At 45.3% G+C, this 21059-nt stretch carries 19 protein-coding genes; 14 read left to right on the top strand and 5 right to left on the bottom strand.

Annotation, left to right across the window (positions count from 1 at the left end; all coding sequences use genetic code 11):
• Positions 1-166: 166 nt before the first annotated feature.
• Both ACZ444_RS00480 and gdhA read right to left on the bottom strand, forming a co-directional pair.
• A complete protein-coding gene (locus ACZ444_RS00480) occupies positions 167-514 on the bottom strand; it encodes a hypothetical protein (RefSeq protein ID WP_382357974.1) in 348 nt (115 codons plus the stop codon).
• A 226-nt stretch (positions 515-740) separates the two neighbouring features.
• Positions 741-2123 carry an NADP-specific glutamate dehydrogenase gene (gdhA, locus tag ACZ444_RS00475; protein WP_382357973.1) on the bottom strand — a complete coding sequence of 461 codons (1383 nt, stop codon included), beginning with the start codon at positions 2121-2123 and terminating at the stop codon, positions 741-743.
• 212 nt (positions 2124-2335) lie between these two features.
• Between gdhA and ACZ444_RS00470 the strand changes: the two genes are divergently transcribed.
• From ACZ444_RS00470 to ACZ444_RS00455, 4 genes are all read left to right on the top strand, one after another.
• Positions 2336-2998 carry a hypothetical protein gene (locus ACZ444_RS00470; protein WP_382357972.1) on the top strand — a complete coding sequence of 221 codons (663 nt, stop codon included), beginning with the start codon at positions 2336-2338 and terminating at the stop codon, positions 2996-2998.
• Positions 2999-3175: 177 nt separating this feature from the next.
• The gene (rlmH, locus tag ACZ444_RS00465) at positions 3176-3655 is read left to right on the top strand and encodes a 23S rRNA (pseudouridine(1915)-N(3))-methyltransferase RlmH (protein WP_382357971.1); all 480 of its coding nucleotides are present in this window, start codon (positions 3176-3178) and stop codon (positions 3653-3655) included.
• A 205-nt stretch (positions 3656-3860) separates the two neighbouring features.
• On the top strand, positions 3861-5366 hold the full coding sequence (mqo, locus tag ACZ444_RS00460; protein WP_382357969.1) for a malate dehydrogenase (quinone): 1506 nt from the start codon (positions 3861-3863) through the stop codon (positions 5364-5366).
• 166 nt (positions 5367-5532) lie between these two features.
• Positions 5533-6885 carry a sodium-dependent transporter gene (locus ACZ444_RS00455; RefSeq protein ID WP_382357968.1) on the top strand — a complete coding sequence of 451 codons (1353 nt, stop codon included), beginning with the start codon at positions 5533-5535 and terminating at the stop codon, positions 6883-6885.
• A 14-nt stretch (positions 6886-6899) separates the two neighbouring features.
• On the opposite strand, the gene ACZ444_RS00450 is transcribed toward ACZ444_RS00455, so the two are convergent.
• Positions 6900-7742, bottom strand: a complete 843-nt coding sequence (locus ACZ444_RS00450; RefSeq protein WP_382357967.1) for a MurR/RpiR family transcriptional regulator — start codon at positions 7740-7742, stop codon at positions 6900-6902.
• Positions 7743-7923: 181 nt separating this feature from the next.
• Between ACZ444_RS00450 and ACZ444_RS00445 the strand changes: the two genes are divergently transcribed.
• The 7 genes from ACZ444_RS00445 to ACZ444_RS00415 are packed head-to-tail and all read left to right on the top strand — an operon-like array spanning position 7924 to position 13904.
• Positions 7924-8799 (top strand): N-acetylneuraminate lyase, encoded by an 876-nt coding sequence (locus tag ACZ444_RS00445; protein WP_382357966.1) that lies wholly within the window; start codon positions 7924-7926, stop codon positions 8797-8799.
• Between the two features lie 31 nt (positions 8800-8830).
• Positions 8831-9493 (top strand): N-acetylmannosamine-6-phosphate 2-epimerase, encoded by a 663-nt coding sequence (locus ACZ444_RS00440; protein ID WP_382357965.1) that lies wholly within the window; start codon positions 8831-8833, stop codon positions 9491-9493.
• A 17-nt stretch (positions 9494-9510) separates the two neighbouring features.
• Positions 9511-10551 (top strand): sialic acid TRAP transporter substrate-binding protein SiaP, encoded by a 1041-nt coding sequence (locus tag ACZ444_RS00435; RefSeq protein WP_382357964.1) that lies wholly within the window; start codon positions 9511-9513, stop codon positions 10549-10551.
• A 17-nt stretch (positions 10552-10568) separates the two neighbouring features.
• Positions 10569-11045: a TRAP transporter small permease gene (locus ACZ444_RS00430; protein WP_382357963.1), complete on the top strand. Its 477-nt coding sequence runs from the start codon at positions 10569-10571 to the stop codon at positions 11043-11045.
• Entirely contained in the window at positions 11046-12323 is a 1278-nt protein-coding gene (locus ACZ444_RS00425; protein ID WP_382357962.1) for a TRAP transporter large permease, read from the top strand. It abuts the gene before it with no gap.
• Positions 12324-12350: 27 nt separating this feature from the next.
• Positions 12351-13247: an ROK family protein gene (locus ACZ444_RS00420; protein ID WP_382357961.1), complete on the top strand. Its 897-nt coding sequence runs from the start codon at positions 12351-12353 to the stop codon at positions 13245-13247.
• An 18-nt stretch (positions 13248-13265) separates the two neighbouring features.
• On the top strand, positions 13266-13904 hold the full coding sequence (locus tag ACZ444_RS00415; RefSeq protein ID WP_382357960.1) for a GDSL-type esterase/lipase family protein: 639 nt from the start codon (positions 13266-13268) through the stop codon (positions 13902-13904).
• 67 nt (positions 13905-13971) lie between these two features.
• Here the strand turns inward: ACZ444_RS00415 and ACZ444_RS00410 are convergent, their stop codons facing one another.
• Both ACZ444_RS00410 and ACZ444_RS00405 read right to left on the bottom strand, forming a co-directional pair.
• Complete coding sequence (locus ACZ444_RS00410; RefSeq protein WP_382358105.1) at positions 13972-15432, bottom strand: aldehyde dehydrogenase family protein; 1461 nt, start codon at positions 15430-15432, stop codon at positions 13972-13974.
• A gap of 216 nt (positions 15433-15648) precedes the next feature.
• Positions 15649-16194, bottom strand: coding sequence for a TetR/AcrR family transcriptional regulator (locus ACZ444_RS00405; protein ID WP_382357959.1), 546 nt, complete (start codon positions 16192-16194; stop codon positions 15649-15651).
• Between the two features lie 162 nt (positions 16195-16356).
• Between ACZ444_RS00405 and ACZ444_RS00400 the strand changes: the two genes are divergently transcribed.
• From ACZ444_RS00400 to ACZ444_RS00390, 3 genes are all read left to right on the top strand, one after another.
• A complete protein-coding gene (locus ACZ444_RS00400; RefSeq protein WP_382357958.1) occupies positions 16357-18405 on the top strand; it encodes an efflux RND transporter permease subunit in 2049 nt (682 codons plus the stop codon).
• A gap of 4 nt (positions 18406-18409) precedes the next feature.
• Positions 18410-20242 (top strand): YhgE/Pip domain-containing protein, encoded by a 1833-nt coding sequence (locus ACZ444_RS00395; protein WP_382357957.1) that lies wholly within the window; start codon positions 18410-18412, stop codon positions 20240-20242.
• A gap of 202 nt (positions 20243-20444) precedes the next feature.
• Positions 20445-21059 carry an NUDIX hydrolase gene (locus ACZ444_RS00390; protein WP_382357956.1) on the top strand — a complete coding sequence of 205 codons (615 nt, stop codon included), beginning with the start codon at positions 20445-20447 and terminating at the stop codon, positions 21057-21059.

Below are 21059 nucleotides of genomic sequence, written 5' to 3'. Positions count from 1 at the left end.
GCTGGTGAGCCTCCTCACGCTGGCGCGCTGCGGGGTCTCACCTACCCTTTTCTCCCGCAGGAGTCTCCGTCTTTTCCTCCGCTGAACCGATTCATTGTTCGAAGTTCGAGTTATTTGCTTTTGTTGTCCTAGCCCCTTTTGTGTGGAACCTGCCTGGCGTGGGGACTCACTCTTTCGTAATCTTGTACATACCTCGGGACGTGCTCAGCATAAATTGATTACCGTCAAATTCATATAGTGTATCGTCTCCGAGCGGGATTTCGTAGACGGACGATGGGAGCGGCTGATCGTGGTGTGCATCAGTTTCAATTGTGCCTGTCCCATTTAGAAACAGCGTATGCATGGGTTCATACTCATCAATGCGGTGTGTGTTGATCTCAAATGATAATGCTTGCAGCTGCATCGATGTCTCATCCAAGTCTTCAAGCTCATGTTTGACAATTCGAATGGTCTCACCATTCCATTGCTGTAATAAGTCATTAAATGTTTCCACTGTTAAAAAGCGCCCATACATGGTCATCCCTCCTAGTTATAGAATGACCATTACGCGGTTATGGATACTGAAGCGCGTCTGACAATTTTTACAATGTTCAGGTGTCTGAATCAATGTCATAAGTACTGATTTTTGTGATTTCCGTACTGAAAGATGACCGAACCATTGCTTGTTTTAGTTACTTGCAATAGTTGTTTGGGAAAGGCTATAAAAAACTGCCTCATGTCTGAGACAGTCGTTATAAAATTTAAATGATACCTTGGCCCATCATAGCATCAGCCACTCTGATAAAGCCGGCAATATTAGCTCCGGCGACGAGATTGCCTGGTTTATCGTGGTCTTCAGCTGCTTGCATACAGTTTTGATAAATGGTCTTCATAATAGCGTGCAGCTGGGTATCGACTTGTTCAAATGACCACATCAGTTTGCTGCTGTTCTGGGCCATTTCCAATGCGGAAACGGCTACACCGCCGGCATTAGCTGCCTTTGCCGGTGCAAACAGTACATGTCGGTCAAGAAACGTGTTAATCGCCTCGTTGGTGGTCGGCATATTAGCACCTTCACCGATGGCCTTTACCCCATTAGCAAGCAACGATTCAGCAGCTTCTGCATCAATTTCATTTTGGGTTGCACACGGCAGGGCAATATCACTCGGTATCGACCAGAGCTGGGTGTAATCCTCGATATATTCAGCGTGCGGATGTTTATCAATATAGGCACTGATCCGCTCATTGCCGGATTCCTTCAGTTCTTTGACAGCATCCAGATCAATCCCGCTTTCGTCATAGATAAAGCCATTTGAATCACTGCATGCTACCACGAGAGCCCCGAATTCGGCTGCACGCTCCATCGCATGAATCGAGACGTTGCCGGAACCGGATACGATGACTGTACTGCCGTTAAAATCCAAATCGTTTGCCTGCAGCATCTCCTGGACAAAGTACACGAGGCCATAGCCTGTCGCTTCTTTACGTGCGAGGCTGCCGCCATATTCAAGGCCTTTACCGGTCAGCACGCCAGCTTCAAACGCACCGCGCATTTTTTTATACTGACCAAACAAATAGCCGATTTCCTTCGCATTAACGCCGGCATCACCAGCTGGGACATCGACGTCCGGGCCAATGTGTTCGTACAATTCAGTCATGAAATTTTGACAGAACCGCATGATTTCCATGTCTGATTTGCCTTTGGGGTCAAAGTCTGCACCCCCTTTTCCGCCTCCGATCATCTGACCGGTCAGAGAACTTTTAAAGGTTTGTTCAAACCCCAGAAATTTAATGATGCTGGTGTTAACAGACGGATGGAAGCGCAGACCGCCTTTATACGGGCCAAGTGCACTATTAAATTGCACACGGTAGCCGCGATTAACCTGGACATTTCCGTGATCATCCATCCAGGGAACACGGAAGGAAATGACTTTTTCCGGTTCCACTAGACGTTCCAGAATACCGTGTTTCATGTATTGCGGCTGACGGGCGAATACCGGGATGAGGGAATCAAAGATTTCTTTAACGGCTTGCAGAAATTCAGTTTGATGAGGATTTCGTTGTTCAGTGGCATTATAGACGCTTTGCACATAGTGTTCTGCTGTTCGCGTTTTAGACTGAAATGCAGCTTCTATGGTACTCATATGTCATCTCCTTTTTTCTTAACCTTGTGACATATCATCAGTCACGTTATCCAAGTAGTACTCCTATTTTACACAAAAATAAAAAATAACACAAGAATGCTGAAAATTTTAAAATAAATCAGTTGGTCAAGGCAGGGTTTCGAGAGGCACGTGTCTCATGTGAAGTGCTGATGACATAGGCTATTACTATTACGGCTAAAGGGTGTGATTAAATGGGACTATTTATTAATCATGATGACCATCCTGGTGTTTTTAAAAATGACAGCAGTATCGCCGAACCCAATCAGAGATATTACCATCAGGATACCTTTTCGGACATGGTCAGTGAACAAAAGGCCATTAATGAAACACTGTCCAACGCGTTTTATGAACTCAAAACACTTAAGCACAAGGAGCAGCAGGAAAACCTCAAAAAATGGGAGACTATTGTCAATAAGCTGCAGCATATTTTAGAGCAGGATGATACTCTGAGAAAGGATGCTGCCGAGCGGGTGGAGACATTAAGTGCTGAGAACGAGGCTATCGTTAAGCGGCTTACAGCTTATGAAGCTTCAAATCAGGCTGTCATCCTGCAGGTTAATAAACTTTCTGAAGCTAATGAACGCATGCTTCAGGCATTGGCTGAACGTGAGCGCGTGCAGGATGATATGCGCAGCCGGCTGGATAATCAGGAAGCACTCATGGAAAAAGTGCACCGGCAACTCAGTGAATTTCGCGCTATTCTGTATGAGCGGAGCGGCTATCTCGCGGAAAAAATTGAGGATAGTTATCATTTGACTTACCTTTATGTTTATAAACTGTTTAACGGCACTGATCTGCCGCTGACGTGGTATGTGGAACAGCGAAAGACTGGCAGCGACAGCCAGGAGGATTAATTAAGCTATGGCGATACTGTAAGAAGTATCGTCATTTTTTTCGTTAGGCTTACTGTTCAATTTGCCTGGATTCTGGCATCATAATAAGAGAAGCCATTGCAATCGCCTGGATCTTGTTTAATGATTGTTTTTTTGGTAAACATAAAAAACGCACAGTACATAAAGGATGGTTCCATGATGAAGCTGTCGGTTATCTCTGTTGGAAAACTGAAAGAAAAATACCTTAAACAGGGTATCGAGGAATACTTGAAACGGCTTAGTTCGTATGCGGACGTCCAAATGGTGGAAGTAACCGATGAAAAAGCACCAGAAACGCTGAGCGAAGCAGACATAAACGATGTTAAACGAAAAGAAGGCGAGCGGATTCTGTCGCATATCAGCCGTGATGCGTATGTCATCACACTGGAAATCGGCGGCAAGCTACTCACCTCGGAACAATTTGCAGCCAAACTGGATGAACTGGCTACCTACGGCAAGAGTAAAATGGTCTTTGTGATAGGCGGTTCACTCGGTATCAGTCAGGACGTCCAGACGCGCAGTGATCTGGCTATGTCGTTTTCCAGGCTGACGTTTCCTCATCAGATGATGCGGCTTATTCTTCTGGAGCAGATTTACCGGGCATTTCGTATTATGAGAAATGAGCCTTATCATAAATAATTCCTAATAAGGCTGCTAAAATTTTCTTATACCTGATTTTGGGGCTTCAGATAAATGAGTATTTCAATCTGATGACAAAAGTGGTAAACTTCATTATAGGGATTAACTTAATTCGGAAAAAGCAGGATAAATAGCTTCGGACGTGTTAAATGCATGAGAAGGAGCGTTTAGCCTTTCTCAAATTTAGGGATAAGGGACGATTAAAATGAGTAATAGACAAACTTCACATGACGTTATTCTCATTGGTGCTGGCATCATGAGTGCTACACTGGGTTCAATTATAAAACAATTGGCGCCGGACTGGAATATCACGATCTTTGAAAAGCTTGATAAACCGGGAGAGGAAAGCACCAACGTCTGGAATAACTCTGGAACGGGGCATTCCGCGCTGTGTGAGCTTAATTACACACCTGAGCAGCCGGATGGCTCGATTGATATCAGTAAAGCACTCAGCGTTAATGAGAAGTTTCAGGTCTCAAGGCAGTTTTGGTCCTATCTTGTTAATCAGCAGTTCATTGAGAACCCGCGGGACTTCATTAGAACATTGCCGCACATGAGTTTAGTTAACGGGGAGGACGATGTCAATTTCCTGAAAAAACGCCATGAGGCATTAACGGATAATCCTTTATTTGAAGGAATGGAATTTTCTGATGATCCGGAAACGCTGAAAGAATGGCTTCCGCTTATGATGGAAGACCGGACGGTTACTGAGCCCATCGCAGCAACGAAAGTCGATTCGGGAACAGATATTGACTTTGGCGTATTAACCGGGAAATTACTCACTCATTTAAACCGGCAAAATGTGAACATCCGTTACAATCATACAGTAGATGATATCCAGAGGGCTGACGATGGCTCCTGGGAAGTGAAGGTACGAAACTTTGAAGATGATACGCTCGAGTATCATACGGCCAGTTTCGTCTTTATCGGCGGTGGCGGCTTGGCTCTTCCGCTGTTGCAAAAAACGGGTATTCCTGAAAGCAAACACGTCGGTGGATTTCCGGTCAGTGGTCAATTCCTAGTATGTCAGGATCCTGAGGTCGTCAAGGACCACGAGGCTAAAGTATACACGAAAGCCGGGCCCGATGCACCCCCAATGTCAACGCCGCACTTGGATGCACGCTACATTGATGGTCAGAAAACGTTATTGTTCGGCCCGTTTGCTGGTTTTTCACCGAAATTCCTCAAAACAGGCTCATATATGGACTTACTGAATTCTGTGAAGCCAGGCAACGTTTTCACGATGCTGGCAGGCGGTGCTAAAAATGCTCCGTTGACGAAGTATCTGATCCAGCAGGTTTTGCTGACCAAGAAACAGCGTATCGAGGCATTGCGTGAGTTTGTACCAGATGCTGATGGAAACGACTGGAATCTGATAACAGCTGGTCAGCGTGTTCAGGTGATAAAAGATACGAAGGAAGACGGCAAAGGCACCCTGCAGTTTGGGACGGAATTAGTTCATTCGGCAGATGGCTCTATTGCCGCACTTCTTGGTGCGTCACCAGGAGCCTCAACGGCGGTCTCTATTATGCTCGACATGATTGAAGCATGCTTCCCGGAATATTTGGACGAATGGGAACCAAAAATCAGAGAAATGATTCCTTCCTATGGCATGTCTCTGGAAGACGATCCAGAGCTTGTCCGCGACATCCGAAGACAAACATCGGAAGCACTGAATCTTACCGAAGCAAGTAAGGCTGGCACAGAGTAATTAAAGGTTTATTTTAAAAGGGAGCGTCGTTTTTAGACGCTCCCCTTTTTCGTTGGCGGGGTGAGCCAGCGAAAGTGCATCTTTTTTATTTGTTCTTTTAATTTCTCAACTCATTCAATATAATAGGATATATTAAGTTCCCGTGATAAAATGAGGAGATATATGTATGAAACAGCAGACCGAGCAGTGGACCTCGAAAATTGGCTTTATTTTAGCAACGGCCGGATCAGCTATTGGCCTGGGTGCCATATGGAAATTTCCCTACATGACAGGCGTGTCCGGCGGGGGTGCCTTCTTTTTTATCTTTATTATGTTCACTTTGTTAATCGGTATGCCCATACTTCTGGCGGAATTTGTCATTGGCCGCGGATCACAGAAGGATGCTATTCGGGCCTATACGACGTTTGCCCCTCGTTCACGCTGGCGTTATGTTGGCGTTTTGGGCATGATCACATGTTTTATTCTGTTGTCCTTTTACAGTGTTGTCGGCGGATGGATCCTCCTTTACCTGTTCCAGACTGTAACGGGGCAGTTATCCGGACTCACAGCTGGTGAGTATGGGCCGGCTTTTGATAATCTGACAGCTCAGTCCTTTGCTGTTATGGTCGCGCAGCTGATATTTATGATCATCACGATCATGGTTGTAGCCAAGGGGATTAAACAAGGGATAGAGCGCGCCAGTAAGATTATGATGCCTGCTTTGTTTGTGGCGTTCCTTATTCTGATTGTGCGTTCCCTGACACTGGATAATGTTAGTGAAGGCCTATCCTTTTTTCTGAAGCCTGACTTTTCCCAATTGAGTTCGGAAACCATTTTGTTTGCCCTGGGGCAGTCCTTTTTTTCGATTAGTGTTGGGGTCTCCGTTATGGTCACCTATAGCTCGTATTTGTCGAAAAAGGAGGATCTGAGCAAATCGGCGTTCACCATTGTTATGATGAATATCTTTATTTCGCTTTTAGCGGGGCTGGCCATTTTCCCGGCTGTCTTTTCGTTTGATTTTGAGCCGGAAGCAGGTCCTGGGCTTCTGTTTGTCGTGCTGCCGGCTGTTTTCAATGAAATGCCATTTGGTTCCGCTTTTCTGTTTCTATTTCTCCTATTATTCTTGTTTGCGACGTTCACTTCGGCATTCTCCATGGTCGAGATTATTGTGGCAGCTATCACAAAAGGCGATCATGCTAAACGCAAAAAAACGACATGGATTGTCGGTCTGTGCATCTTTTTGGCTGGAATCCCAGCTGCCCTGTCTCACGGGGTGCTGAGTGACTTCACACTTTTTGGCAAGACCATGTTTGATTTGTCCGATTATCTTGTCTCCAATATTCTGATGCCGCTGGGTGCCTTCTCCATCGCTGTCTTTACGGCTTTTAAAGTGCCCAGGAACGTACTGACAGAGGAAATTAAGACAGGATCCGGATTCGGCAGCAGGCTGTTCGCTTCCTGGTATTTAGTCATCAAATATGTTGTCCCGGTTGCTATTATTATAGTGTTCTTAGATGTTATCGGTGTGCTGCGGTTTTAAAGAGATAATGCTTATTAATATAGTTTATCTGATATGGTTGCGGCGACTTGTTCTTTGTTTCTTTTTGCCTGCTCATAGGATTGTCTGGTGATGCCGGTGCATAACAGATCAATCACAAACAGCTGTGAGATTTTTGAGACGAGTGACCCGCTGTCCAGCGGGTTTTCCTTAGCCGATGTGGGTAAAGCGATATCAGCATATCGCGTTAAAGGCGACTCAGCGTAATTTGTTATGGCGATAATAGTGGCACCATTGTCTTTTCCTGTACTGACAGCATCAATAATATCTTTTGTACTACCGGTAAGGCTGATGGCGATGATAACCGTTTGATCATCAACTGAGTTGGACCGGATAACCTGGTTATGGGAATCTGTAATCGTTTCGATATTCATCCCGATCCGCATGAGTCTGTTTTGCATGTCGAGGCCCGCAATTCCAGAAGAAGACACGCCATAAACGACGACATCACGGGCATGCATTATTTGCTTGATCGCTTGCTGCAACTGTTCATCATCAGCCAGTTCGTACGTATCTTCAACAGCTTGAATCATATTGTTCTTCACTTTATCAATATAGGTGCCCCCATTGCCGTTTTTTTCATGATTAGAGAGTTCCCTTGCCAGGGACAGCTTGAATTCCTGGTAGCCTTTATAACCCAGCTTGCGGCAAAACCGCAGAACAGTTGCCTCTCCAACCTGACAGGCATTAGCCATTTCAGTAAGTGATTGATAGACAATGTTTTCGGCATTTTCGGTAATGTAGTTATACAGTTTATACTCTGATTTGGTAAATTGATTTTTATGCTGCTCCATCAGCATGGTAACGTCCACATAATGGTGATTGATTTGTTGGGCCATAATCATCCCTTCCTTAGTAATGAATCCCTTTCTGTATTTTAACGCACATGCATGTTTTGTCCAGTTAATGGAGTTATTCTCCATTTTGAAAGAATAATTGACAATTAGTTTTCATATTGATATGATACACCTAATTCATAAATAATGAAAGCGTATTCCTAAAAACGAATGGAGGACTAATATGAAAGGCATCATGACAGCTCTGTTGACCCCCTTTAACGAGGATGGCACACTCAATGAGAAAGGACTGCGCGAGGTTGTTCGCTATAATATTGACGTCATGCAAGTCAATGGCTTGTATGTAGGCGGTTCCACTGGTGAGAGTTTTCTGATGGATGAAGACAGCCGGAAAGACTTGCTCAGAATTGTTAAGGAGGAGACTGGTAATGCGGCTGCGTTGATTGGCCAGATCGGCTCCTTGAATATTGAGGAGGCAGAAAGGCTGGGTCAAGAGGCTAAACGGCTTGGCTATGACGCCTTATCGGCTATCACACCCTATTACTATAAGTTTAGTTTCTCGGAAATTGAAGCTTACTACAAGCGGCTGACTGAAGCGACAGAACACCCAATGATCATCTATTCCAATCCTGCTTTCACGGGCACTCAGTTCACGGTTGAAGAATACGGAAAACTTCTCGCTTTGCCAAATGTCATTGGCGTTAAATACACTGATACAGATCTTTCGAAACTTGCTAAATTGAAAGCGCTGCACCAGGATAAAGTTTTCTTCAGCGGAGCGGATGATATGGTGCTTCAGTTTGCAGCTTCCGGCGCTGATGGCGCGATTGGCAGTACTTATAACATTATTGGCAAGGAAGCCAATGCACTGTTTGAAGCTGTGCAGCAATCTGATATTCCAAAGGCACGTGATCTGCAGAAACAAATGAATCAAGTCATTGAACAGCTGGAAGCAGTTGGTGTTTATCAGGCGATCAAGCATGTATTTAAACAATATGGTGTTGAAGCTGGCTATATGAAATTTCCATTCAAAGAACTGACTGACGACGAAAGAAAACAGGCAGAAAAAATTGTTGACGATATACCATCAAGAACATAAATTACGTCATTATGTAGTGGGAGTTTAGAATATGAGTAAACAACTAATTGTATCCTGTCAGGCTTTGGAGGATGAACCGCTGCATAGTTCATTTATTATGTCGAAAATGGCACTGGCCGCCTCTCAAGGTGGTGCAGGCGGCATTCGTGCCAATAGTACAGCGGATATTCAAGCTATTAAAACAGAAGTTAATTTGCCAATTATAGGAATTATTAAACAAGAATACGCTGATAGTGAAGTGGTCATTACACCAACCGTTGAGGAAGTAAAGGCTTTATATGATGAGGGTGTCGACATTATTGCTTTTGATGCAACAGACAGAGTCCGGCCGGGAGGCGAAACGTTTGAAACCTTTATAAAAGAGGTGAAGAGACGATTCCCCGGGCAAAAACTGATGGCGGATACGTCGACTGTACAGGAGGCTATCCATGCAGAAGCTTGCGGTGTGGATATTGTCGCAAGCACATTGGTTGGTTACACAACCGATTCTAAGGGAGGTGATCCGCTTCGTACGTTGAATGGTATTATTCAGTCGGTTGACATTCCTGTGATTGCGGAAGGAAATTTGGACACCCCGGAAAAAGCAAAACAGGCACTTGATTCAGGTGCTGAAGCAGTAGTCGTAGGAAGTGCGATCACCAGGCCGCAGCGGATTACTGAAAAATTTTCACAAAAACTAAAGCATCTTAATTAATTAAGGGAGGGGTAAGCGTGAAAAAGAGTCTCATTTTCTTATTAGGGCTGGCCATGATGCTGTTTATGGCAGCTTGTGGTGACGACGGGGAAAGTGACGCGGCGAATGACGGTGACAATGGCGATGGAGAGAGTCAGGAATCCTATGAATTGGAATTCGGCATGCAGCCGAACAACCAGTCTAACGAATACGAAGCAGCTGAACATCTGCAGGAGTATGTTAAGGATAAAAGCGACGGCCGGCTGACAATCAGTCTTTATCCAGATGCTCAGCTCGGCGATGACCTTGATATGCTGGGGCAGCTGCAGGAAGGTTCACTGGATATCACATTATCAGAAATGGGACGGCTCGGTGAATGGGTCCCGCGTTCTGAATTGTTAGCGGTTCCTTATGTCATGGACGACTTTGATCATATTAAGCGGTTTGTTTATGACACAGATGCTGGCCAAAAGCTAAGGGACGAACTGGTTGACGAACATGGTTTGCGTGTTATTGACAGTGCATATAACGGTACACGTGTCACATCGTCAAATACGGAAATAAATAGTGTCTCGGATATGGAAGGGCTGAAAATTCGTGTTCCCGAAGCCGATACACTGATTGATTATGCTAAAGCTACAGGGGCAGATCCGACGCCGATGAACTTTGATGAAGTTTATCTTGCTCTGCAGACAAACCAGGTGGATGGTGAAGAAAATCCGCTTTCTGCCATCAAGGCAAAAAGCTTCCATGAGGTCCAGGATTATATTGCTCTAACGAATCATGTTGTTAATGACAACAGCTATGTTGTGAGTGAAAAGACATGGGAGAAACTTCCTGAAGATCTGCAGCAAATTCTGAAAGAAGGCATTCAGGATACGGCTGATTATCACACCAAAATGTTTGAAGATGAAGAAGATGAATTGCTTGATTTCTTTAAAGATAAAGGTGTAACGATCACAAAGCCGGATCTTGATGAATTCCGGGACGCGGTCTCAGACGTTTATCCGAAATACATGGACGAAATTGGTGAAGGCGCCGAAGACTTTATGGACGCTATTGATAAAGCTCGAGATTAATAAGCAGGTGGTCAATCATGATAAAAAAACTATATGATAATTTCGAGGAGATTATCGGCAGTGCCTTATTTGTTGTTATGTTAGTCATTTTGGCTACACAAACACTGTCACGTCAAGGGGTTGTACCCTCCTTGACGTGGACAGAAGAATTGAGCAAACTGCTGTTCATATATGCTGGTTATTTGGGCATTGTTGCCTGTATTAAAGATAACAGTCACGTTTCTATTGATGTTTTTATTAAGAAACTCCCGGCAAAAGGCCAGAAATGGTTGTATGCGTTTAATCAATTGTTAATTCTTTCTGCACTTGTTGCAGTGTTTATCATCAGTCTAACGGTTGTACAAAACAAAGCCCATCTCGAACTGGTGACGCTGAATGTATCCTATATCTATTTGTTTGCAGCCCTCCCTGTCCTGACGCTGCTTATGATTTATCGATTGATTGAGCGTCTTGTCAAAGAATGGCGCAGAGCCAAAGCAGCGGAGGTGAAATAAATGGAAATAGCACTTGTATTCCTGGCCTGGCTTGTTTTGCTCGTGTTGGGCATTCCTGTCGGTTTCACTTTAATGATTGCTGCGCTGTTATATTTTGTGATGGGCGATTGGAATCTTGTTTACTCAGCAGCATCTGAGTTAATCAGCGGGATTAATAATTTCACATTATTGGCTATCCCGTTCTTTATATTAACAGGGATGCTGATGAACTCATCGGGTATAACCGACCGCATATTTAATTTTGCCAAGTCCCTTGTGGGGCATATACCTGGTGGTGTCGGCCATGTAAACATCGCGGCCAGTTTAATGTTCTCTGGTATGTCTGGTTCATCACTGGCTGATGCAGGCGGATTAGGCCAGCTGGAACTCAGATCAATGCGCAAGGCAGGCTACGATGATGATTTCAATGGCGGACTGACAGCGGCCTCCGCTATTCTCAGCGGCATTATTCCGCCCAGCCTAAATTTAATAATCTATGCATCAATTGCCAACGTATCAGTTGCTTCTATGTTTATTGCTGGACTGGTTCCCGGCCTTCTTGTAACCTTAGCGCTGTTTGTAATGACCTTTTTTATGGCTAAAAAACGTGGCTATCAGGTGCTTGATCGGGCCAATTTAAAAACGATTGCCCAGCAGTTCCTAAAGGCTTTTTGGGCCTTGCTGACACCTATTATCATTATTGCGGGTATTTTCTCAGGGTACTTCACGCCGACTGAAGCAGCTGTTGTCAGTACGATTTATGCGTTAATTCTTGGCTTTTTCGTCTACCGTGAACTGACGCTGAAAAAACTTTATGACAACATTGTCGAATCTCTGAAGATGACTGGTGTTGTCGTTTTGATGCTTGCTGCTGTTGAGTTTTTCGGTCAGTTTGTAGCCCGGGAGCAAGTAGCGATTAAGCTGGCAGACTTTTTCTTGGGTATTACGGAGAACGCTACTTTTCTGCTTATATTAATCAGTATCCTGTTAATCGTGCTTGGGACATTTATTGATGCACTGGCATTACTTGTTCTTGTCGTTCCGGTTTTAATCCCAGTTGTCACAAGTGCTGGTATTGATCCGATCTTTTTCGGCGCTTTTGTTATTTTGAACTTGATGATTGGAATTTTAACACCGCCGATGGGCATGTCCTTATTTGTGGTCTCGCGTGTCGGCAATATTCCAGTGGGGACCATGTATCGGGGTGTGCTGCCATTTTTGATACCACTTGTACTGGTTATGATTCTATTAATCTTTGTTCCGCAGCTTTCAACATTTCTGGTCAATATGCTGAACTAAACTATTATATGAATGGAGGAACTTAGAGTGAAGGCAGCAGCTTTTGATATTGGTGGAACCAGTATTAAGTACGGTGTGCTGAATCATCAGGGTGAGATTATCTATAAATCGAAAACCGCGACAAAAGCAAATGAAGGCGGTATGGCCATTATTGACCGGGTAACTAAGCTTGCTGCCTATTTGCAAGAGCAGTACGAGCTCAGCGGGATTGCTGTCAGCACAGCCGGTCAAATTGATAAACAGAACGGGACTGTCATTCATGCGACAGATGCACTCCCGGGATATACCGGTTTGAATATAAAACAGGAATTGCAAACGGTGTTTGATTTGCCAGTGGTCGTTGATAATGATGTTAACTGTGCGGCACTCGGTGAATACTGGCAAGGCGCCGCACAAGGGTTTGATGATTTTCTTTGTATGACGCTGGGCACCGGCATTGGTGGAGCCATTATTATAGATGGTCAGGTTTATAATGGAGCTGCTTATTCTGCCGGTGAATTTGGGCATATGACGCTCTACCCTGGTGGTGAGGATTGTCTTTGCGGTGATCAGGGCTGCTATGAACAATACGCCTCCAGCAGAGCCTTGGAACAGCGGGCAGCCAACGACTTTCGTAAAGGCATCACGCTGCCTGACTTATTTGCTGAGGCCAAGCGAGGGAATCAGGACGCAGAAAAGGTCATTGATCAATGGGTTGGAGACGTGGCTCTGGGTCTTAAAACCCTTGTTCATATATTTAATCCCTCGCTGATTGTCATTGGGGGCGGTGTTTCAGAGCAGGGCAGCTATCTGCGCGATAAGTTGCAAACAAACGTGAATGCATGCATTATGCCTTCTTTTCAGCGTGCATTGGAAATCAGATTTGCCCAGAATGAAAATGATGCTAATTTGCAGGGAGCTGTGTATCAGCTAATGCAAACGTAAGACAGGTGGTGATTCAGGATGCAGAAACGGATTGTCTGTTTTGGCGATTCCAATACGTGGGGTTATGATGCGGAAAATGAGGTCAGATTTTCAGAAACTGTGCGCTGGCCCTGCCGTCTGCAGCAATGGCTCGGGGATGCCTATCAAGTCATTGAAGAAGGGCTGATGGGCCGCACCAGCGTCTGTGACGATCCTTTAAATGAAGGACTCAATGCTCTGAATTATATTTATCCTTGTTTAAAAAGTCATGCCCCGCTGGAACTTGTCATTATCATGCTGGGCACGAATGATACGAAAGAACGCTTCGGCTTAACGGCCTATAACATTGCACAGGGCATTGCCCGGCTGGCCCGTAAAGCTGAAAGGTCTGAAAGCGGACAAGGATCAGATACGCCACATGTCTTAGTTGTTGCGCCGCCGCGGATCAATCCAGGTTATCGCCACACGGATGTTAACCTGTCGATGGGACAGAATTGTGATGTTAAATCACACGAATTCCCCGTTTATTTAGAACAGTTATTAGCAGGCACAGGGATTGATTTTCTGGATGCTTCTGAAGAGGCAGCTATGAATCCAATCGACTGCATGCATCTGACTAAAGATGGCCACAGATCTCTGGCAGAACATATTTTTATACGCGTCAGACCCCTCCTCTGATTGCTCACTTTCCCCAGTAAAAAGCCCAGCCTCATTGCCAGGCTGGACCTTTTATAGTATCTATTGGTTAGAACGGGTATTCCCGCGGTTCATTCTGCACGGAAATCCACTTGCCTTCTGTAAACTCATCAATAATAAAGGGACTGCCGAACCGGCCGATGCCGCTTTGCCGCATGCCGCCGAAAAGAGCAGTTGGTTCATCATTAACCGGCTGATCATTGATGTGGGTCATACCGTACTGCAATTCCAGTGCGTACTTGCGGGCTTTTTCTTCGTCACGGGAAAAGATGGCAGAACTTAGGCCAAATGCTGTATCGTTCGCTTTAGCAATGACATCATCATCTGAGTCGGCTTTGATAATCAGCGCAATTGGCGAGAACATTTCCGTTTGCGCCAGTTCACTGTCATTGTCGACATTGCCGATAACAGTTGGTGTTAAGACGCGGCCGTCTTGTTCACCTTCCAGGAGAATATCGAAACCGGCTTCTTTAGCTTTGCTGATATTAGCGAGTGATTTCTCCATTTGGTTATCATCAATAAGCGGTCCGACGACAACATCTGGATCGCGCGGATCACCATATTTAATGTTTTTGGAGCGTTCGACAAATTTCTCAACAAATTTATCATAGACGTCCTCATGCACAATCAGGCGGTTGATCATCATGCAAATCTGCCCCTGATGCATATACTTACCGAAGATTGCAGCATCAACGGCCTGGTCAATATCTGCATCGCTCAGGACACAGAACGGTCCATTGCCGCCAAGCTCTAAGGCTACATCCTTCAATTGTTCACCAGCCACTTGGCCGATTTGGCGGCCGACAGGTGTTGAGCCGGTGAAACTGACGAAATTGGCTTCGTCGTGATTGAACATGCGGTCGCCGGTTACGCTTGATTTCGTGAGAAGTGATTGAAAGACACCGCTGGGCAGGCCTGCTTCTTCAAAGGCCCGGGCGATGACGGAACCGGAAATCAGGCCGCATTTAAGATCTGGTTTGTGCACGACAGCATTTCCCAGTGCCAGGGCCGGTGCAATGGTGCGCATCGATAAGTATAACGGGAAATTAAAGGGTGCAATCGAAGCGATAACACCTTTAGGCAGCCGGTAAAATTCATTCATTTTATCCGGAATGATCGATTGCTTGTCCTCGAATTTGCCAACCTGGTCAACCATGGTAAGGGACTCTTCCATGACGCCGACTGTTAAATCAAATTCCAGACTGGCCTTAACAGCTGTACTGCCTGATTCGAGCGTCAGGATCTCCTGTATCTCTGCTTGGTGATCCTTAAAGTATTTAACTGCCTTCCTGATGACCGCTTTACGCTGTTCAGGGTCCTGGCCCCATGCTTTTTGGGCCTTAGAAGCGCCTGTAAATGCGTCGTTAAGCTGATCAAGGGAAGCGAGGTGGACATTGGCTAAGACTTTATTGTCATAGGGGTTCACCATGTCAGCAGTTCTGGCTTCATTTCCTTCAGTCCACTCACCGTTGATAAAACTTTGATTGAACGACTGGTATTGATTCACCATGATCGCCTCCTTGTAGATGGCCTTGCGTGTTGCTATAAATGTTATGTTCACCAGAAACCTTACACTATCATTGTAGAATGGCTATCTGTATCTGTCGACTATCTTGTTTAGCCTTAAAGACAGAGTTCGTTATTAGTCAGCTAATTGTGGGCACATGGTTCCGAAAGTATGGTTCAGACACGTCTGTATGATCTGCTCCAGGAATCACTGTTACGCCTAAATCCGGAAACGGTTAATCAGCTGGGCAAGCTCTTTTGGTGACCGATCCATATTATTGGCCAGCCAATGTTTAATGACATAGATGCTGCCACTGATGAGAAAGGTGCTCTCGTATTCAAACGTATTTCTATCCACCTCGTAGCTATCCATCCAATTTCGAACCAGAAAAGTGCGGGCGATATCCATAACACGCCGTTCAAAATAGTGATCGGCATTCTCATTGAGAAGCGTCTGACAAATGTCATATTTTGTAGCAACGTATTCCAGAAGCCTCTCAATCATCTGTAATGATTCCTGTTCTTGTCCAAAGTCATATTGATTCAAATAGGCATTTAAGTCGGCGATAATTTCTTCTTCAATCTGTTCCAGCAAATGATGCTGATCCCGGTAATGGGTATAAAAGGTGGACCGGTTGATATCGGCCTGTTCGCAGATTTCTTTGACTGTAATCACGGAAATCGAACTGGTTTTTAATAAGCTGATTAAACTATCCTTTAAGACCATGCGGGTATATTTTTTACGGCGGTCAAGTTTTTCGTTCATGAAATCGTCACACCTTTTTAAAACATTTAACAACACTTTTGCGGGTAATGTTGATGTTTATACGCAAGTTAGGAAACTGTTTGTTGTAAATCCAACATGATGTCTATTATAATAATAGCGTGCTCAAACGGATGATGCAAGAGAGGATGAATCGCAACTATTATGATAGCCCGTGTGTTAAAACATAAAAAATTAATTGTTGTCGTGTTTCTGATTCTGGCAGCTGTCAGTGCCGTCGTGCAGTCTGCTGTCCCGGTTAAACATGATATGGTCGACTATTTGCCGGATGATACACCATCTATTGAGGCAAAAGATGTCATGGAAGATGAGTTTTCCGGTGATGTTGACAATGCCAGGGTGATGATGAAGGACCTCAGTATTCCCGAGGCGCTTGCGTTCAAGGATAAGCTTGAAGCCATTGATGGTGTCTCGAATGTTACATGGCTTGATGATGTGATTGATATCAAGACACCCGTTGAGCTGGCAGATACTGATACGGTAGAGTCCTATTATAAGGATGACGATGCCCTGTACTCCTTTCACGTTGCAGATGGCAAAGAAGTCGGGACAACCGATGCTATATATGACGTGATCGGTGAGGACAATGCTCTGTCGGGTGATGCGCTGAATACAGCCATATCACAGCAATCAACAGGCGAGGAAGCCATGAATGCCGCGCTGATCCTTATTCCTGTTGTGATTATTATTCTGTTATTGTCAACACGGTCATGGGTCGAGCCGGTCTTCTTTCTGACAGCTATCGGTGTCTCGGTTCTGATTAATTTGGGAACGAACATTTTTGTGGGTGACATATCCTTTATTACGCAGGCTGTGGCGCCGATATTGCAGCTTGCTGTCTCGCTCGATTATGCGATCTTCCTGCTGCACAGCTTCGATGATTACCGGAAGGAGACGGCGGATCCGACAGAGGCAATGCGCCGCGCCATGAAACGGTCATTCCCAGCTGTCGCTGCAAGTGCATCAACGACATTTTTCGGGTTTACAGCTCTGACATTTATGGATTTTGGCATTGGCGCCGATCTGGGTCTCAATCTGGTCAAGGGGATTTTGCTCAGCTTTATCAGTGTGATGATCTTCCTGCCAGCGCTCACGCTGATGTTCTATAAGTGGCTTGATAAAACACAGCATAGAGCATTTATGCCAAGCGTTTATCCGATCGGAAAATATGTTATGAAATTGCGCATCCCAGTTCTTTTGGTGATTCTGATTTTGCTTGTGCCAGCCTTCCTTGGCCAGAGTCAGACGAATTTTCTCTATGGCACCGGCGGCAATCCGGATAGTACCCGGGCCGGTCAGGATACGGAAGAAATTGAAGATGTATTCGGTAAATTCACGCCGGTAGTGCTGCTCGTACCTAAAGGGGATATAGCCCGGGAAGAGAAGCTTGTCGATGACCTCGATAAGCTTGATAATGTGGATAATACGATCTCTTATGTCGATACCGTTGGTGCGGGCATACCGCCGGGGTATCTCGATGAATCAGAGACGGATGAGTTCTTTTCGGAGAATTACAGCCGGATCACCATTAACACCACCACCGATAATGAGGGTGACGAAGCGTTTAATCTGGTAGAGAATGTTCGGAATACGGCAGCTGACTACTATGGTGATGATTATCAGGCGCTTGGCAAGAGTGTCACCATGTATGATATGAAAGACATTGTCGAAGAAGACAACACAGTGGTCAATATGCTGACAGTCATAACGATTGCGATTGTCCTGCTGATTACATTCCGGTCCATTTCCTTCCCGGTTGTTCTCCTGCTGACGATCGAATCAGCCGTATGGATTAATTTATCAGTGCCTTACTTCACAGGCAAGTCACTTGTGTATGTCGGTTATCTGATTATCAGCACCGTTCAGCTTGCAGCAACGGTGGATTACGCGATTTTGTTAACGGAAAGCTACACGCAAAATCGCAAGGAAATGAAGGCCATGGATGCCGTGAAGAAAACCATTAATGAGAAAGTCTTTTCAATTGGCGTCTCTGCCTCGATTCTGTCCAGTGTCGGCTTCATTTTATGGGCCACTTCGACAGATCCCATTGTTTCGTCTATTGGCCTTCTGCTCGGACGTGGTGCGTTATTGGCCTTCATCCTGGTCATCTTCCTGCTGCCGGCATTGCTGGTGGTGTTTGACCGGGTGATTGAAAAAACAACCAGGAAGGCCAACTTTTATAAAGGGGAGTGATGCTATGCGGCTAAAAAAATTAGGTATCGTAATGATGGGCGCTGTGCTGGGGTTTGGCTCACTGCCGTTGTCGGCCTCAGCTGACAAAAGCGCTGATGATAAAACGGATGAAGGTAACTATGAAACAAAAGATGAAACAATATATGCCAGTCTCGGCGCAGGCGGTTCGCTTGAGGATATGTATGTTGTGAACACGTTCCATGTCAGCGAACCCGGTGAATTCGTCGATTATGGCGACTATACCGATGTGCGTAATTTAAGCAACCTGCAAGACATCAAGCAGACTGATGACAATAAAGTCCACCTGCAGGCCAATAAAGACGATGGTGAGTTTTATTATCAGGGTGACCTTGCTGACCGCCCGCTCCCATGGAATATCGATATTTCCTATATGCTGGATGGTCACGACGTTTCACCTGACGATTTGCCTGGCAAAGACGGGAAGCTGGAGCTGCAGATTGAAACCTCGGCTAATGACGCTGTAGACCCGATGTTTTTCAAAAACTATATGCTGCAGATTTCCCTGACGCTTGATCAGAATACATTTGAAAATATCCAGGCGCCGGACGGCACTAAAGCAATTTCCGGCAAAGACACCCAGGTGACATTTACGGTTATGCCGGAAAAAGAGAAAAACTTTATTGTGTCAGCCAACGTATCGGATTTTGAAATGGATCCAATTAATATATCAGCGACACCTGCTTCCATGCCGATCGATGACCCAGATTTGAGTGGTGTTAAAGGGGATATGTCGTCGCTGTCCAGTGCAATCCGTGATCTTGATGATGGTGTTGGTGATTTAAACAGCGGCATCGCGGATTTGAATAGTGGGGCAGCGGATCTCAAGAACGGATCCAGTGACTATTTAAGTGGTATCAATGACCTGAATCAGTCATCAGACCAGCTGGTGAACGGTTCAGCTCAGATTCGCGATACGCTGGAGAAAGTGAATAACAAAGTGCAAAATACACCCGATGCTGCCGATGCACCCGATCTCAGCGACTTAAAACAGCTGCCTGCTAACATTCGTGATCTTGCAGGTAATCTGCGGGATGCAGCTGATGGGCTGGATACATTAAAACAAAATTACAGTGATGCCTACCAGCAGCTGGATAAGGCTATAGGCAATATTCCAGATGCCGATTTAAGCGATGAATTTGAGAAGCTGAAGGACAGTGATATTGATCCCGATGTCCTGAAGCAGCTGAAGGAAATGTATCAGGCTGGTCAAAACGCCAAAGGAACCTATCAGGCAGTCCAGAAGGCATTTGACTCCGTGCCACAGACTTTAGAACAGACCTCAGGCTCCTTAAGGAAAATGGCCGATAATATGGCCAGCACAGCTGATCAGATCGAAAGCGGACTGAGTGATATGGATCAGCTGGATGCGCTGGATGAGCTGAAAAGCGGGATAGCCCAAATGGCGTCGCAATATGAATCATTCCATAGCGGCCTGGTCGATTACACGGACGGTGTCGGCAGGTTAGCAAATAACTATCAGGATATTAATAGCGGCATTCAGGGACTGGCTTCTGGAGCGTCTGATTTGAAGGGCGGTGCCAGTGATCTGAAAAATGGTACAGAGGAACTGCGCGATGAAACAAGCGGTTTGCCGAGTGAAATGCAGGATAAGGTTGATGAGATGATGGATGACTACGATGCTTCGGATTTTGAGCCACAATCATTCGTATCAGATAAGAATGATAAGATTGACGTTGTGCAATTCACCTTATCAACAGAAGCGATTGAGAAAGAAGCTAAAGATGACGAGACCAACAATGATGAAAAGGCTAAAGACAAAGGCATTTGGGACCGGTTATTAGAGCTTTTCCGGTAAGGACTTAATGGAAAACCAGTTCGCGGTGCTGCGGACTGGTTTTTTTGCGTCTCGCTGGCTGTTCAGTCATAGATAAGGGAGCTAAAAGGGGTCTCCTAAGGCTATTGGGCTCCGTCTGTCAGTAATGACTAAACACATTTTAATGAGTTCAGCAGACCTTATCTGGTATAATGAAATAAAGGCAGGATAGAGGGGTGATGGTATGGATCTGGCGTATATCAGGCAATCAGTCAAACAGCATACACCATCGGTTCTCGGGCATGACCAAATGGTAAAATCCGCAGTTCTGCTGCCGCTGATTGAAAAAGAAGGTGAACTGCATGTGCTGTTTGAAGTGCGTGCCGAAACGATGCGCAGGCAGCCGGGGGAAGTTTGTTTTCCAGGTGGACGGATTGATGCTGGCGATAAGGACGCAAGAGAGGCTGCGATCCGGGAAACAACCGAAGAGCTCGGTATTAGCAGTCAGGCGATTTCCGGAGTCTTTCCGCTGGATTATCTTGTGACACCGTTTGGCATGCTTATTAGCACCTATGTGGGATTGATCAGCCCGCGCGAGCCATTGCAGCCAAACGCTTCAGAGGTTGGTGATTGGTTTACAGTGCCGCTGGCGTTTTTTCTGGAGACGGAACCGACCATTCATCATGTTCATTTACAAGTTAAACCGGACGATTCTTTTCCCTTTGATTTAATTCCCGGCGGTGAGCAGTATAATTGGGCCGCAGGGAAAATGGATGAGTATTTTTATAGATATGACGATCGGATTATCTGGGGATTGACGGCAAAAATTCTTTCCCATTTTGTCACCATTATCCAGTGA

The sequence above is a fragment of the Lentibacillus kimchii genome, from assembly GCF_055381965.1.
This window is presented reverse-complemented; position numbering and strand designations above follow the sequence as displayed.